This window comes from Sphingomonas floccifaciens (assembly GCF_042681125.1).
Lineage (GTDB): Bacteria > Pseudomonadota > Alphaproteobacteria > Sphingomonadales > Sphingomonadaceae > Sphingomonas > Sphingomonas floccifaciens.
Genome location: NZ_JBHUFC010000002.1, coordinates 242,748 through 256,873, shown reverse-complemented (window position 1 = coordinate 256,873; position 14,126 = coordinate 242,748). Strand labels below are relative to the sequence as shown.

Genomic DNA, 14,126 nt, shown 5'->3' with positions numbered 1-14,126 from the left:
CCTCCGTCATTACCGGGCAAGCGCAACCTCTCCGCAAGCCCCTGTGACTGACAAAATCCGATCGGTGTTCCCGCGCAGGCGGGAACCCAGGGTCAAGCTGTACAACGGCTTGAGTCGCTCGTGACCCTAGGCTCCCGCCTGCGCGGGAGCACTACCGGAACTTTCGCAGCGGTTTCATGAAGCCGGGCGGACACCGACGCTGGTTTCGGACATGACTGGATAGGTCAGCCCGAATGAGTCCCCGCCGGCGCGGGGATGACGTCGGTGAGCGAGTCCCCCAGCACCCCCGCCACCGCCATCAGCACATCCGGATGCAACTGCACGCCCAGATGGCCGCTGCGCACCTCGATGTCCGCACAGTCCCCACCCCGACACGCCTCGCCTGCGACCAGGCCGTCCGACGCGCTCCAGATCGCGGTCGCCGGCACCGGCAGCGGCCTCACGATCTCCGCCGCCAGTTCGGTCACGTGCGGATCGTCGACGCGCTCGCCGGTGAACAGCTCGAACGCGCGCCACACCCGCGTCGCGTGCGGATGCGCGGCATAGGGTGAGCTGATCGTGATCACTTCGCGCACCAGGTCGGGCCGGCGATGCGCCACCAGCCGCGCCATGATTCCGCCGAGCGACACGCCGATCAACGTCACCGGCTGCCCGGCCTCCGCCGCCAGCGCCGCGACCCGGGCGATCAGCCCATCGGCCTGCGCCCCGATCGTCCGCGACCCCAGATTGCGCCCAAGCCCCCAGCCGCGCGCGTCATAGCCCACCCGCCGCAGGAACGCGCGGAGTGCCACGTTCGAGCGATCCGAATTGAACAGCCCCGGCAACACCATCACCGGTCGCCCGTCCCCGGCATGCGCGCCGCCCAGCCCGCGCCAGCGCATCGCCAGACGCATCACCGTCACTGCCGCGCGCGGCCATTCGCGGAAGGTCAGGTTGAGCGGCGGGGGCGGCAGGCGGGCGGTCATCGGGGCAACCAACGCATGACACCGCCTGATGTCGGCGTCCAGGCGCCGATCCGAACGCCGGCGTAACGCAGCGCCTCGCCCGTCCACGCATTGCACGTCCGGATGGCGCTGTATCGCCCGCGCGCCGGATAGAAGACGTCGTCCGGCCCATAGCCCGGGATCGCCCCGCCCTGGGCGAAGCTCGCGCGGATGAAGGCGGACAGCCGGGCGAATTCGTCGGGCCGCAGCACGATCGATCGCACGTCCGGCCCTGTCCGCGGCTCGGCCAGCGCGTCGACATGCATCACCGTCCGCTCGCTCCCAAGGGCCGCGCGCAGGACCGTTCCCACCCGCACGTCGCGCCACGTCGGCGTTTCGATATAGAAGGCGCGGTCGCCCCAGCCGAAGCTGCGCCAGCCGTGCCCGGCATAGCGCGGGTCGCGAAAGTCGCCGGGGCGCACGATGTCGTCCCACCCCGCTGCCGGCACGACGATCCCCGTATGGATGCCGTTATCGATGACGTAGATGCGAACGCCCGCGTCCGCCGGCCGCCAGTCGCCGTTCACTGGCCACAGGCTCCCGACCGCCGCTGCCGCCGCCCAGAGCGCGATGACGATCAGCGGCACGGCCAGAAGCAGACGAAACGCGCGGTATCGTATCATTTGCAACTATGCTACCTCCCCGGCATGGCCGACGACACCCATGTACTCGCCGCCCCGCCACCGGGCGCCAACGCCGACTGGACCATTCCGCAGGACTGGTCGCATTATACGGCCGAGGACCATGCGACCTGGGATACGCTGTTCGCGCGCCAGGCGAAACTCCTGCCCGGTCGTGCGTCGGAGGCGTTCCTGCGCGGGCTCGACGTGCTCAAGCTGTCGAAGCCCGGCATCCCGGATTTCGAGGAACTCAGCGACCGCTTGACCCGGCTGACCGGCTGGAGCGTCGTCGCCGTCCCGGGGCTGGTCCCGGACGACGTGTTCTTCGACCATATGGCGAACCGCCGCTTCGTCGCGGGCAATTTCATCCGTCGCCCTGACCAGCTCGATTATCTCCAGGAACCCGACGTCTTCCACGACGTGTTCGGCCATGTGCCGATGCTCGCCGACCCGGTGTTCGCCGACTATCTGGCCGCCTATGGCCGCGGCGGCTTGCGCGCGCTGGAGCTGGGCTCGCTCAAGCAGCTTGCCCGCCTCTACTGGTACACGGTCGAATTCGGCCTGATCGCCGAGCCTGAGGGTCTGCGCATCTATGGTGCCGGCATCGTCTCCAGCTTCGCCGAATCGCAATTCGCGCTCGACGACCCCAGCCCCAACCGCATCGCGCTCGACATGAAGCGCGTGATGCAGACCGACTATCGGATCGACGATTTCCAACAGACCTATTTCGTCATCGACAGCTTCGACGACCTGCTCCGCCAGACGATCGAGACCGACTTCGCGCCGCTCTACGACGAGATCGTCGACGCCCCCGCGATCCCGGTCGACGCGGTGCTGGCGGACGATCACGTCCTGACGCTGGGGACTCAGGACTACGCCCGCGCCAAGGCGGGCTGATTCCGTCCTATTCGAACGGCGGAGCCGGCGGCGGCCCGGCGTTCCATATCGCGAGTTCGTCCAGCCAGTCCTTGAAGACGAGCACGGTCGGCGGCGGCCAGTCCAGCTCGCCCATCGTCAGGATGCTCTCCGCCATAGCGCGGAATTCGCGGCGTTCGGACTCGGTCGGATAGATCATCCGCCTCTTGTAAACGCTCCGACACGTGCAACGCATGACCGCAATATTACGAGGTTGTCGGGATCGCGATTGACGCGCGCAGCGAGGTCATACGACCGGTGTCACACGTCGCCGATCGGATCGATCTTCGTGCAGCCGCCAGCGCGCGACTGACGATAGGTCAGCGGACGCGGCAAGGGGCCGCGATCGGCGACCTAAAGTCCGAACGACGGAAGCGTTATCCGCCAGGCCGCGCACCGCCGGGAGTGGTTTCGTCGAAATCCTCCCCCGCGGCACCGCCACCCGCCCCCGCACCGCTGCCACGCGGTCGGCCGTCGGTCGGCAGGCGGGCATCGCGTTCCTGCTGGCGCCACGCCTCCTGGCTCGCGCTGTCATATTCCTGTCCGGAGTAGCCCTCGCCGCGACCGATCAGATCATCATTCGCCGGCTCGGGTTTGACGAAGCTTGGGCGGCGACCGTTATCGGGGCCGATATCGGCTGAATCTTCGGTCATATGTTCTTCTCCTAAAGCGGCCGTCCGGTTTGCAGGCGTTCCAGCTCGACGGGATCATGAGTGCAGGTCACGTCGATCGCACCACGCTGCGCGACCGACAACGCGCGGAGCCGTTCCTGGTTCGTCAGGCGGCTGGTCGCATCGACCTCCATCAGCCGTTGATAGGCGCGCAGGCCCGGCGTGCAGCGACGCCGCGCACCGCGGATCTCGCCACGGTAGAAATAGGCATCGCCCGCATGGAGCAGCCAGCGCCCGTCGTCGCGCCGGACAGCGACGCCGGCGTGCCCCCAGGTGTGGCCGGGCAATGGCACGAGCAGGATCTCGGGCGGCAGGCCATCGAGATCGCGCACCGCCTCGAACCCGAACCACGGTTCGCCCCGCGCCCCGTAGCGGCGCCAGTCGCCGACGCCGTCCAACTGCCGGTGGCGCCAGCGGTTGCGCGCGACGATCCCCGCATGCGGGCCGGTCGCGTCATCATATTCGCGCGCCATGACATGGACGACGGCGTTCGGGAAATCCTCCAATCCGCCGGCATGGTCGAAATCGAGGTGGGTGACGACGATATGCCGGACGTCCGCCGCGGCATAGCCGAGCGCCTCGACCTGACGCACTGCGGTTTCCGCCTCGCGCAGCCGGATGTTGAGCATCAGCCGCCACGGCAGCGTGATGCGCGGGTCCGGTCGCGCATGGGGATGGGCGACGTCGCGCAGGCCGTAGCCGGTGTCGACCAGCACCAGACCGTGCGCGTCGGTTTCTATGAGCAGACAGTGGCAGACGATATGCCCGAGCGGCCCGATGCTCTTCCCGTCGAACAGCGCGCCGCCGAGCGGACAATCGGCCCCGCAGTTGAGATGATGGATCCGCATGATCGCTCAGCGAAGGCAGGCCGGCGCGCCGTGTCGGGCGCCGGCCCTGCCCCGTCACATGCCGTTGCGCGGGTTGGCCTGCAGCCGCTCGGCCGCAGTAAGGTGACTGCGCACGATCGGCACTGCTGCCTTCGCCGACGTCCGGAGCGCCGCCTGGTCACCACGCGCACCATAGCTCTGGTGGAGTTCCAGGGCGGCCTGGTGGGCAGGTAGCTGCTGCGCCAGATAGACTCGGTCGAAGTCCGCAGCGCCGGCCGCGCGCAATTCGGCGATCGAAGCCGCGGCACCGGGGCCGAGCGTCGGCGGCGTCGGCTTCATGCCCGCCCTGCGCGCCGCCACCATCGTCGCGGCGGTCGTCTTCTGGTGATGCTTGATGAGCATGTCGGCGAAATTGCGGACCGCAGGCGTCCGCGACTTCTGCATCGCGATGCGGCTCGATTCGATCTCGTACAGATCGCTCTTGCCGGCGGCCATGACATAGGGCGTCGCCTGCGCCTTCGCTGCGGGCGGCGGAGGTGCGGGCGGAGTCTGGGCGGCCGCCGTCAGCGTCGTGCCGGCCAGCGCCACCGCCACGGATAGGGACAGGGTTTTCATCATCGTTGCTCTCCTGCTGGGAATGTCATGCGATCTGCTGGGCCTGGGCGCCGCTGTCGGGCCGCGCCGGGCCGAGCACGGGTTCGTCACCCAGCGGTTCGTTGCGGAACACGGTAAACTCGCCGCGCCCGTCCGGCGTCGGACCGGTCGTCCAGCGCCCTTCGGGCACCGACCCGTCGACCGAGGTCGCGTAGAAATTATAGTTGTTCGCCTGATCCTCCTGCTCCTGCGGGAAGGAGTTCGGGATCGGCAGGTTGCCGGCTTCGGCACCGAGTTCCTCGATCACCGCCAGCCATTGCTGCTGGTGCATCGTGTCGCGAGCGATCATGTAGTGCAGCATCTTCTTCATGCCGTCGTCGTCGGTCGCGTTGAACAGCCGCACCGCCAGCACGCGGCCGGTGCTTTCCGCCGCCACGTTGCAATACATGTCCGCCGCGACGTTCCCGCTCGCGTAGATGTGGCTCATGTCGAACGGCACACCGTCCGAATCCATCGGCATCGCCGCAAGACCGCCCGACAGCAGGTTCTTGTGGATGAGGCTCTCGATCCCGGCCTTCGCACTGCCGCCGCCCATCACCGCGCCGACGATGGAGTCCGTCGCCCCCTCCTCCTGCAAGGACGCCGGCGCCTGGTCGAGGTTCAGCGCGACCGCGGTCGCCAGCATCTCGATATGGCCGATCTCCTCGGTCGCGGTGTGGAGCAGCATGTCGCGATACTTCGTCGTCGGCGCGCGATTGCCCCAGGCCTGGAAGAAATACTGCATGCACACGCGGATTTCGCCCTCGACCCCGCCGATCGCTTGCTGAAGCATTCGAGCAAACCGGGGGTCCGGCCGGTCGACTACGACCGGATATTGCAGGCGCTTGTCGTAATAATACATGCTCGTCTCCGAGTTATAATTCTTCTATGAAGAACAAACTCTCATGCACCGAACAAGTTGTTGCGATGGCGTTCTCAAATAGCAGTTTATCTGGGTGATAAATATTGTAGAGCCTGATCATTTATCTAAGTGAGTACTTTGACAGGATTCAGAAGATTACCTTCGACCAGATGCCCGCTCGCCGTCGTTGCAAAGTCGGCGATGGACGCATCGAGCGCGCCGAGCGAACCGACATGAGTGCTGGCAAGGCCCGATCGCGCCGGACGCCGGGCTCGAAACGACAGGGCTGCTGCCGACACACCGGATATCGCGCCCGGATCGAACCCACAGGCAGCGGCAATGCGGCGCGCGAACTCCGCCCAACTCACGACGCGATCGCCGGCCAGATGGCGAATGCCGGTTTCGGCGTCGATCAGCAGGTCGAGCATCGCGTCGGTCAGTGCGGGGACATAGCTGGGCGAAACGAACAGGTCGTCGGCCGCAGCAAATCGCTCACCCCGCGCCAGCGCAGCGACGGTCTGGACCGCGAAATTATGTCTGTCGTGGGGAGAGAAGAACGCCGCGGTTCGAATGATCAAGGGGCGGTGCGCCTGCTCCAGGCACGCATCCTCCATCGCCCGCTTGCTGGCGCCATAGACGCCGAGCGGATTGGGCACGTCGTCCTCGACATAGGGGCCATCCTTCGCGCCGTCGAAGACCAGGTCGCTCGACACATGCACGCTCGGCAGGCCGCGCGTCGCACAGGCGCGGGCAAGTGCCGTGGCATTGGTGTAATTAGCGGCGAAGCAGGCGTCGCGAGCGTCCTCGGCATCGTCGACCCGAACCCATCCGGTCGCGTCGATCACGGCCCAGGGCTCGATCGTGTCGAGTCCCCGCGCGATGGCGTCGGCGTCGCCCAGGTCGATCGTGTCGCGGCCGGTCAGCCGATGCGGGAGCCCCCGCGCCGTGCACGCCCGGGCCAATGCGCGCCCGAGCGTACCCGTCGCGCCGCAGATCAGCAGCGGACGCGCCGGCCAGGTGGCAGGGCACCAGGCGTCGACTCCGGCCGGGCGGGCGGCGGCGGGGACGGCGAACCGGTCCGGGCGTTGCCACCAGCCGGTGCCCTCCACGGCATCCCGCTTGTCGAGCGACGCCCATTGCCGCGCCACGCCCGTCGCGCGCGGGATGCCGGTCGCGACATCGAACGCTCCGGGCTCATATCGTCCCGGTCGGGTGAGCAGCGTGTCCCAGCCATGGCAGCCGAACAGCGCCCAGGCGGTTACGGCACGAACGTCGATGCCCGAGGCGCGGGCCGCGGTCGCGGCGTCCCAGGCCGCGCGGACCCACCGCATCTGCTCCTCGCGTGTGCAGCCCAGATGCACCTCGGTCAGCGCGAGCGGCGTCGCGTAGCGGGCCCAGGCATCGGCGAGCGCGGTGGCGAACGGCGGCGGCGCGGGATCGAGAGCGCGGACGGCCGGCACGTCCGCATAGGCCCGCACGCCGTTGCCGCCACGATCCTGCTCAGCAAACCGCTCGATGCGATGATCGAGGAAGCGATCGCTCGTCGCATAGCAGTGCAGGCCGATGATGTCGGGCGGACAGGGCTTGTCGGACAGTCGAGCGAGCGCCTCGCCCAATCCGGCTGCGCACAGCCTGTGCCACAGGGGATGGCCGGGCGTGACATGCCCGAATAGCAGGTCGAACCCCGCCCAGCGTCGCTGGTTGTCGAACGCGGCCTGGTCGGCAAGCGGCGCAGTCGCCCAGGTGCGCCCCATGTCCTCGGTCTGTATCAGCCGGGCGTGCGGGATCACCTCCCGGATCGCCGTCATCGCCTGCGCGACGCCGTCGATCTGATTGACCAACGCGCGCCAGAACGCGCCTTCGTCACGCAGATGCGGATACCAATAGCCGTATAGCGCGGAAAAGCGGGCCGTCGTGACCGGTTCGTTCACCGGCGTCCAATCGGCGATCCAGGGATAGCGCTCCGCTACCGCGCGCGCGAAGTCGGCGAGGCGGGGCGCGAAGTCGTCGGCGATCAGGCTGGTGTCATCCGGGCCGCTCCCGTGGTGGACCAACCCTGCGATCGGCCGCAGCCCCAGCCTGCGCATTCGCGCCAACCGACTGTCGGTCCATGTCCAGTCATGGCGTCCGTCCGGCTGCACGACGCGTTCCCACAGGATCGGGAAACGCACCGCCGTGAACCCCAGCGCGGCCATCCGATCCAGGTCGTCGATACGGTCGTGGTGCCCGGTCAGGCGCAGTTGATCGACCCGTGCGTCGCCCAGGCGAGCCGCCGTCGCTTCCGCTCCGCACCATCGTTCCAATCGCGCCATGCCATCGCCCGAGCCGTTCACGGCGAAGAACGATCGCAGCGCAACAAGCGTTGCCGGCAAACCGACTAAAATACGTTTATAATCAATATCTTAGCGGAACTTCGGCTGGTTTTCGCGGTTCTCTTGGCTCCATAGGTTCGCGAGGGAGCCAATCGTGCCGATCACGTCCAGCGACATTCAGGGCGCGTCCGACGCGTCATACACTCCTTCTGCCCCCGCGACGTTGATCTGTTTCAGCCATCTGCGTTGGTCCTTCGTCTTTCAACGGCCGCAGCATCTGATGAGCGGGCTCGCCCAGCATTATGACGTGATGTTCTGGGAAGAGCCGGTGCGCATCCCCGGCCTCTCGGCGCCACGACTGGCGGAGACACGGGACGAAACGCGCGGCGTGACCGTCCTCGTGCCCGAACTGCCCGAGGATGTCGTGGACGAGGAAGCGGCCCTGCGCGCGTTGCTCGACGATGCGCTCGCCGGCCGGCGGGTCGCGGTCAAATGGTATTATACGCCGATGATGCTCGGCTTCTCGCGTCACGTCGCGGCCGAATGCACCGTCTATGACTGCATGGACGAACTGGCGAATTTCCAGAATCCGCCGCCGGGTCTGCTGGCGCGTGAAACCGAATTGTTCGCTGCCGCCGACGTCGTGTTCACCGGCGGATCGAGCCTGTACGAGGCGAAGCGCGGGCGGCATCACAATGTCCACCTCTTCCCCTCCAGCATCGACACCGCGCATTTCGGCCAGGCGCGTGAGGACGCGATCGAACCGGACGATCAGGCAAGCATTTCCGGCCCGATCCTCGGTTTCTGCGGCGTGGTCGACGAACGCATGGACCTCGGCCTGCTGAAGGCGCTCGCCGAGCAACGCCCCGACGTGTCCGTCGTCGTCATTGGCCCCGTCGTGAAGATCGACCCCGCGACGCTGCCGCAGGCACCGAACCTCCATTACCTGGGCGGGCGGTCCTATGACGAGCTGCCGGCCTATATGAGCGGCTGGACCGCGGCGTTGATGCCCTTTGCCCTAAACGAGGCGACGCGCTTCATCAGCCCGACCAAGACCCCGGAATATCTCGCCGCCGGCCTGCCGGTCGTGTCGACGCCGATCACCGACGTCGTCCGTCACTATGGTGCGCTGGCCGGGGTGCAGATCGCGGACACGCCCGAAGCCTTCGTCGCCGCCTGCGACCGCGCCATCGCGCTGCGGTCGGGGACCGCGTGGCGCGATGCGGCGGACATCCAGTTGGCGGAGGGCAGCTGGGCGGCGACCGTCACCGCGATGGGCGCGCTGATCGCCGCTGCGCGCAACAATCACGGCAAGATCGAAGCGATCGTCTCCCCCGACGGCTGGCCGCCCGAGCCCCAGCACCATGACGTGATGGTGGTCGGCGCAGGCTTTGCCGGCAGCGTGATGGCCGAGCGGCTCGCGTCGGCCGGGCTGAAAGTGCTGGTCGTCGACCGCCGCCCGCATATCGCCGGCAATGCCTACGACCGGCGCGATGCCGCGGGGCTGCTGATCCACCAATATGGTCCGCACATCTTCCACACGAATTCGCCGGATGTGTTCGACTATCTGTCGCGCTTTACCGAATGGCGGCCCTACGAGCACCGCGTGCTGGCGCAGGTTGGCGACCAGCAGGTGCCGATGCCGATCAACCGCACCACGCTCAATCTGCTCTATGATGCGGGACTGGAAAGCGAGGAGGATGTCGAGGCTTTCCTCGCCGCCCGCGCCGAGCCGGTCGATCCGATCCGCACCAGTGCCGATGTCGTCGTGTCGCGTGTGGGGCGCGAACTCTACGAGACCTTCTTCCGTGGCTACACGCGCAAGCAATGGGGGCTGGACCCCAGCGAGCTCGACAAGTCGGTCACCGCCCGCGTCCCGACCCGCGCCGACACCGACGACCGCTATTTCACCGACACCTATCAGGCGATGCCGGCGGACGGCTACACGCGGATGTTCGAGAGGCTGCTCGACCATCCGAACATCGAACTGCTGCTGGGCGTCGATTATGCCCAGATCCGCGATGCCTATCCCCATGACCATCTGGTCTTCACCGGCCCGATCGACGAATATTTCGGCCATCGCTACGGCAAGCTACCCTACCGCTCGCTCCGTTTCGAGCACCGCACGCTGCCGCAGCCGCAGGTCCAGCGGGTGGCGACGGTCAATTACCCCGACGAAGCGACGCCCTACACCCGGATCACCGAGTACAAGCATCTGACCGGCGAAACCGGTCCGGCGACCAGCGTCACCTATGAATATCCGTCGGCCGAGGGTGATCCCTACTACCCGATCCCGCGGGCGGAGAACCAGGCGCTGTACAAACGCTATGAGGCACTAGCGATCGCGGAAGGCGACGTCACCTTCGTCGGCCGGCTGGCGACGTACCGATATTACAATATGGACCAAGTCGTGGGCCAGGCCCTCGCGACCGCCCGCCGGCTCGTCCGGCGACTGGCAACGCCTATGGACGGCGGAGAGCCCAGTCTCGCCACCATGCCGACCGAGGTCGCTGCATAGACATTTGGCTTTGGGTGCTCGGCCAGTCCGAGCATCCATCCGACACCGTTCCTTGCGGGCTCCAGCAACGTACAACGGCAACTCCGCGTGTCGGTCGCGGTATCGACGATGCTCGCAATGACCGCCGTGAAACTGTACCTCGCGCCGCCCGCATCCCGCTCGCCGATCCTGGCGCCTATCCGGTGAGCGAAGCATATGAGGAAGCCAATCGGCTCGATCGGCAAAGAATGCCGCACGACTCGATCCCGACAAATCGGTCGGCCCTGAATGTACGAAAACACCGCGATCCGCGGAGATGGTGGACAGGGCTGGATTCGAACCAGCGTACGGGAAACCCGGGCAGATTTACAGTCTGCTGCCTTTAACCACTCGGCCACCTGTCCATCAGGTCTGCGCCCCGAAGGACGGTCGCTCGTGGTGAAGCGAGGCGCGCCCAATGCCCAAGCGGATGCGTGCTGTCAACGCACCTTTGTATGACATGGACTGCTTGCGCCCCGCGCGGGTGCCGCATAGCAGGGGGCAATCGAAAAAAAGGGGAAGATCAATGCGCCGCCTGGCCCTCGCCCTCGCCGCCACCACCGCGCTCGTCGCCGCGTCGCCCGTCGGCGCGCAGAGCGTCGACCGCACCGTCATCGCCCGGATCATCGACGAGGGCACGAACCAGTCCGAGGTGATGGTCAACAGCCAGTATCTCATGGACATGATCGGCCCGCGCCTCACCAACTCGCCGGGGATGCGCAAGGCGGAGGACTGGACGCAGAAGAAGTTCCGCGAATGGGGCCTGTCGAACGTCCACAAGGAGGGATTCGACTTCGGCCGCGGCTGGTCGATCGAGCGCGCCAGCGTCCGCATGGTCAGCCCCCGCCCGATCCAGCTGACCGCGATCCCCATCGCCTGGACGCCGGGCACCAACGGCACGATCAGCGCACCGGTTATCGTCGCGCCGATGACCGCTGAGCGGCATTTCGATGCGTGGCGCGGCAAGCTCGCCGGAAAGATCGTCATGATCTCGCGGCCGACGAACGGCTCGGAAGAAACCGACGCCCCGTTCGAGCGGCTGTCGGGCGACCAGATCGCCAAGCTCGATAGCTTCCGCCAGCCGCGCTACGATCCCGTCGCCGCCGATCGGCGGCTGAAGCGCAACGATTTCCAGAAGAAGCTCGTCGCCTTCCTGAAGGCCGAGGGCGCGGTCGCCTTTGCGACGGAAAGCTACCGCGACGGCATGTTGCTGCACGGCGAAGGCTATCTGTTCGGCGTCGGCGACACCTCCCCCATCCCCGGCATCCAGATCGCGGCGGAGGATTACCGCCGCCTCGCGCGCATCGCCAAAGTCGGCGCGGCGCCGGTGCTGGAGGTCATGAGCGACGTCCGCTTCGACGACAGTGACCGTAACGCCTATAACATCATTGCCGAGATCCCCGGCACCGATCCAAAGGCCGGCTATGTCATGGCCGGCGGGCATCTCGACAGCTGGGTCGCGGGTGACGGCGCGACCGACGACGGCGCGGGCGTGATGATGGTGATGGAGGCCGCACGCATCCTCGCCAAGATGAACGTTCGCCCCAAGCGCACCATCCGCTTCGCGCTCTGGGCCGGCGAGGAACAGGGCATCCTGGGCAGCCTGGCCTATGTCGAGAAGCATCTGGCGACGCGCGGGACGGGGACCAACACCCAGACCGGGCTCAACCGCTACATGGGCTGGTCGAACCGCTGGCCGGTGACGCCGCAGCCGGGCTACGGCGACCTTGCCGCCTATTTCAACATCGACAACGGCGGCGGCAAGCTGCGCGGCATCTATGCGGAGAACAATATCGCCGCTGCACCGATCCTGCGCGAATGGCTCGCCCCCTTCGCATCGATGGGTGCCAAGGACGTCGTGATCTCAAAGACCGGCGGCACCGACCATGTCTTCATGCAGCAGGTCGCCGTGCCGGGCTTCCAGTTCATCCAGGACCCGCTCGATTACGAATCGCGCACCCACCATTCGAACGCCGACACGTTCGACAAGCTGAAGGGCGACGATATGCGCCAGGGATCGATCGTGCTGGCCGGCATGCTGCTCCAGGCCGCCAATGCCGAAAAGCCGCTGCCGCGTGGACCGGTGCCGCAACAGCCCAAGGTCACCGACCCGTTCGCTTACGGCGATCCGGACGACGACCGGTGAGCCGCCGCCCGCCCAAGACCGGCCACCGCCCCGGCAAGTCGGCCGCCTCGACGCGCCCGCGCTTCTGGGGGCGGCACCCTGTGCTCGCCGCGCTCGCCAATCCGGAACGCCGCATCCGCAAGATCTGGGCGACGCCCGATTCGGTCGGCCTGCTCGGCAAGCCCGACCCGACGATTCCACTGCTGATCGCCGACGCTGCCGATCTCGCCCGCCTGGTGCCCAGCGACGCGCCGCACCAGGGCCTGGTGGCGGAGGTCGATCCGCTGGAGGATATCTGGCTGGGCGACCTGCTGGCGCAGGGCCGCGACGACGACCGCCCGATCATCGTGCTCGATCAGGTGACCGATCCGCATAATGTCGGCGCAGTCCTGCGCTCCGCCGCCGCGTTCGACGCGCTCGGCATCGTCACGCAGGACCGCCATGCCCCGCCCGAAAGCGGTGCCCTCGCCCGCTCGGCCTCCGGCACGCTGGAAACGGTGCCGTGGGTGCGCGTCGTCAATCTGTCGCGCGCGCTGGAGGAGATGGCGGAGGCCGGCTATTGGCGCATCGGCCTGACCGGCGCCGGCACCGTCACGCTGGGCGAGGCGCTGGGCAAGCAGAAGGTCGCGCTGGTGCTGGGCTCCGAAGGTGAAGGCATGCGCCAGAATGTCGAGGCGCATTGCGACCTGCTCGCGCGCCTGCCGATCTCAGACAAGGTCGAGAGCCTCAACGTCTCCAATGCCGCGGCGATCGCGCTCTATGCGGTGGCGGCGGCGCGCTAGGACGCCAAGCCTTTGACCAGGTCCGTTCGCCCTGAGCGAAGTCGAAGGGCATGGGGCTCCTGTGCTTCGACTTCGCTCAGCACGAACGGGGTTGGTCGAGCCCGATTTATCGCTAGCCGCTCCAACACGGCCCGCGAATGAAAAGAGCCGCCGGCCGATGGGCCAGCGGCTCTTTATTCACCCGTCCGAGGACGGATCGGACGTCAGGCGAAGGTGACGCGCGCGGTGGCGGCACGGCGACGCATGGTCGCGCCGACCAGGCCGAAGCCGAGCAGCATCATCGCCCAGGTGGCGGGCTCGGGCACTGCGCTGCCGGCAGCGAAGTTGATGTTGCCGGTGTAGGATGCGTTGAATGCACTGTTCGCATTGCCGCTGTCACGCGCACCGGTCAGGGTCAGCATGTACTGGCCAGCGGTCACCGCGAGGTTCGAGATACGATAGGTCTCGTCGGTCCCCAGCACGAAGGGCACGTTGACCATCGAACCGGTGGTGCCGACGCGGACCAGGCTGAAGTCGATGTCCTGCCTGGCGTTCGCATAGGTGGTCGTCAGATCGAGGCTGAGCGTACCGGTACCCAGATCGAACAGATAGGTGTCGGTGAACGGCGAATTGGTCACCGCCAGGTTGCTGTACACGCCGTTCGTTCCGTTGAACGTAATGCTGCACGAACCGGCCGCACCGCTGCCGCAGGTCTGGACCGTCGTCGCAGCAAGGGCAGGTTGAACCGCTACCATCGCCGAGAACGCAATGGCGGCCGAAAGCATCGCCTTCTTCATGATAATTCCCCAATTGACGCAGCTACCCTCCCCCACACCGCTGCGTCTCCGACGTGAAGTTATCGCCGATTCATGACGATGAAT

At 67.0% G+C, this 14,126-nt stretch carries 13 protein-coding genes and 1 tRNA gene; 4 read left to right on the top strand and 10 right to left on the bottom strand.

All coding sequences use genetic code 11. The features are described 5' to 3' along the window. Nucleotides 1-224: 224 nt before the first annotated feature. Both ACFSC3_RS04085 and ACFSC3_RS04080 read right to left on the bottom strand, forming a co-directional pair. Nucleotides 225-965, bottom strand: a complete 741-nt coding sequence (locus tag ACFSC3_RS04085; protein WP_380939011.1) for an esterase/lipase family protein — start codon at nucleotides 963-965, stop codon at nucleotides 225-227. Then, complete coding sequence (locus ACFSC3_RS04080) at nucleotides 962-1,606, bottom strand: TIGR02117 family protein (RefSeq protein ID WP_380939009.1); 645 nt, start codon at nucleotides 1,604-1,606, stop codon at nucleotides 962-964. Before ACFSC3_RS04080 ends, ACFSC3_RS04085 begins: the two co-directional genes overlap by 4 nt. 24 nt (nucleotides 1,607-1,630) lie before the next feature. Here ACFSC3_RS04080 and phhA point away from each other — a divergent pair, with 24 nt between their 5' ends. Continuing rightward, nucleotides 1,631-2,500 carry a phenylalanine 4-monooxygenase gene (phhA, locus tag ACFSC3_RS04075; protein ID WP_380939007.1) on the top strand — a complete coding sequence of 290 codons (870 nt, stop codon included), beginning with the start codon at nucleotides 1,631-1,633 and terminating at the stop codon, nucleotides 2,498-2,500. Nucleotides 2,501-2,507: 7 nt separating this feature from the next. On the opposite strand, the gene ACFSC3_RS04070 is transcribed toward phhA, so the two are convergent. From ACFSC3_RS04070 to ACFSC3_RS04045, 6 genes are all read right to left on the bottom strand, one after another. Then, nucleotides 2,508-2,678, bottom strand: a complete 171-nt coding sequence (locus ACFSC3_RS04070; protein ID WP_380939005.1) for a hypothetical protein — start codon at nucleotides 2,676-2,678, stop codon at nucleotides 2,508-2,510. A gap of 217 nt (nucleotides 2,679-2,895) precedes the next feature. After that, nucleotides 2,896-3,171, bottom strand: coding sequence for a hypothetical protein (locus ACFSC3_RS04065; protein WP_380939003.1), 276 nt, complete (start codon nucleotides 3,169-3,171; stop codon nucleotides 2,896-2,898). 11 nt (nucleotides 3,172-3,182) lie between these two features. Continuing rightward, on the bottom strand, nucleotides 3,183-4,037 hold the full coding sequence (locus ACFSC3_RS04060) for an MBL fold metallo-hydrolase (RefSeq protein ID WP_380939001.1): 855 nt from the start codon (nucleotides 4,035-4,037) through the stop codon (nucleotides 3,183-3,185). Nucleotides 4,038-4,091: 54 nt separating this feature from the next. Beyond that, the gene (locus ACFSC3_RS04055; RefSeq protein ID WP_380938999.1) at nucleotides 4,092-4,634 is read right to left on the bottom strand and encodes a DUF4142 domain-containing protein; all 543 of its coding nucleotides are present in this window, start codon (nucleotides 4,632-4,634) and stop codon (nucleotides 4,092-4,094) included. 22 nt (nucleotides 4,635-4,656) lie between these two features. Beyond that, nucleotides 4,657-5,511, bottom strand: coding sequence for a manganese catalase family protein (locus ACFSC3_RS04050; protein ID WP_380938997.1), 855 nt, complete (start codon nucleotides 5,509-5,511; stop codon nucleotides 4,657-4,659). A gap of 125 nt (nucleotides 5,512-5,636) precedes the next feature. Then, nucleotides 5,637-7,883 (bottom strand): sugar nucleotide-binding protein, encoded by a 2,247-nt coding sequence (locus tag ACFSC3_RS04045; RefSeq protein WP_380938995.1) that lies wholly within the window; start codon nucleotides 7,881-7,883, stop codon nucleotides 5,637-5,639. 94 nt (nucleotides 7,884-7,977) lie between these two features. Here ACFSC3_RS04045 and glf point away from each other — a divergent pair, with 94 nt between their 5' ends. After that, nucleotides 7,978-10,341 carry a UDP-galactopyranose mutase gene (gene glf, locus ACFSC3_RS04040; RefSeq protein WP_380938993.1) on the top strand — a complete coding sequence of 788 codons (2,364 nt, stop codon included), beginning with the start codon at nucleotides 7,978-7,980 and terminating at the stop codon, nucleotides 10,339-10,341. Nucleotides 10,342-10,637: 296 nt separating this feature from the next. Here the strand turns inward: glf and ACFSC3_RS04035 are convergent. Continuing rightward, nucleotides 10,638-10,724 (bottom strand) — tRNA-Tyr (locus ACFSC3_RS04035). Between the two features lie 161 nt (nucleotides 10,725-10,885). Between ACFSC3_RS04035 and ACFSC3_RS04030 the strand changes: the two genes are divergently transcribed. Then, a complete protein-coding gene (locus tag ACFSC3_RS04030) occupies nucleotides 10,886-12,505 on the top strand; it encodes a M20/M25/M40 family metallo-hydrolase (RefSeq protein ID WP_380938991.1) in 1,620 nt (539 codons plus the stop codon). Next, the gene (gene rlmB / locus ACFSC3_RS04025; protein ID WP_380938989.1) at nucleotides 12,502-13,266 is read left to right on the top strand and encodes a 23S rRNA (guanosine(2251)-2'-O)-methyltransferase RlmB; all 765 of its coding nucleotides are present in this window, start codon (nucleotides 12,502-12,504) and stop codon (nucleotides 13,264-13,266) included. Before ACFSC3_RS04030 ends, rlmB begins: the two co-directional genes overlap by 4 nt. 203 nt (nucleotides 13,267-13,469) lie before the next feature. On the opposite strand, the gene ACFSC3_RS04020 is transcribed toward rlmB, so the two are convergent. Continuing rightward, a complete protein-coding gene (locus ACFSC3_RS04020) occupies nucleotides 13,470-14,042 on the bottom strand; it encodes an FxDxF family PEP-CTERM protein (RefSeq protein ID WP_380938987.1) in 573 nt (190 codons plus the stop codon). Nucleotides 14,043-14,126: the final 84 nt, after the last annotated feature.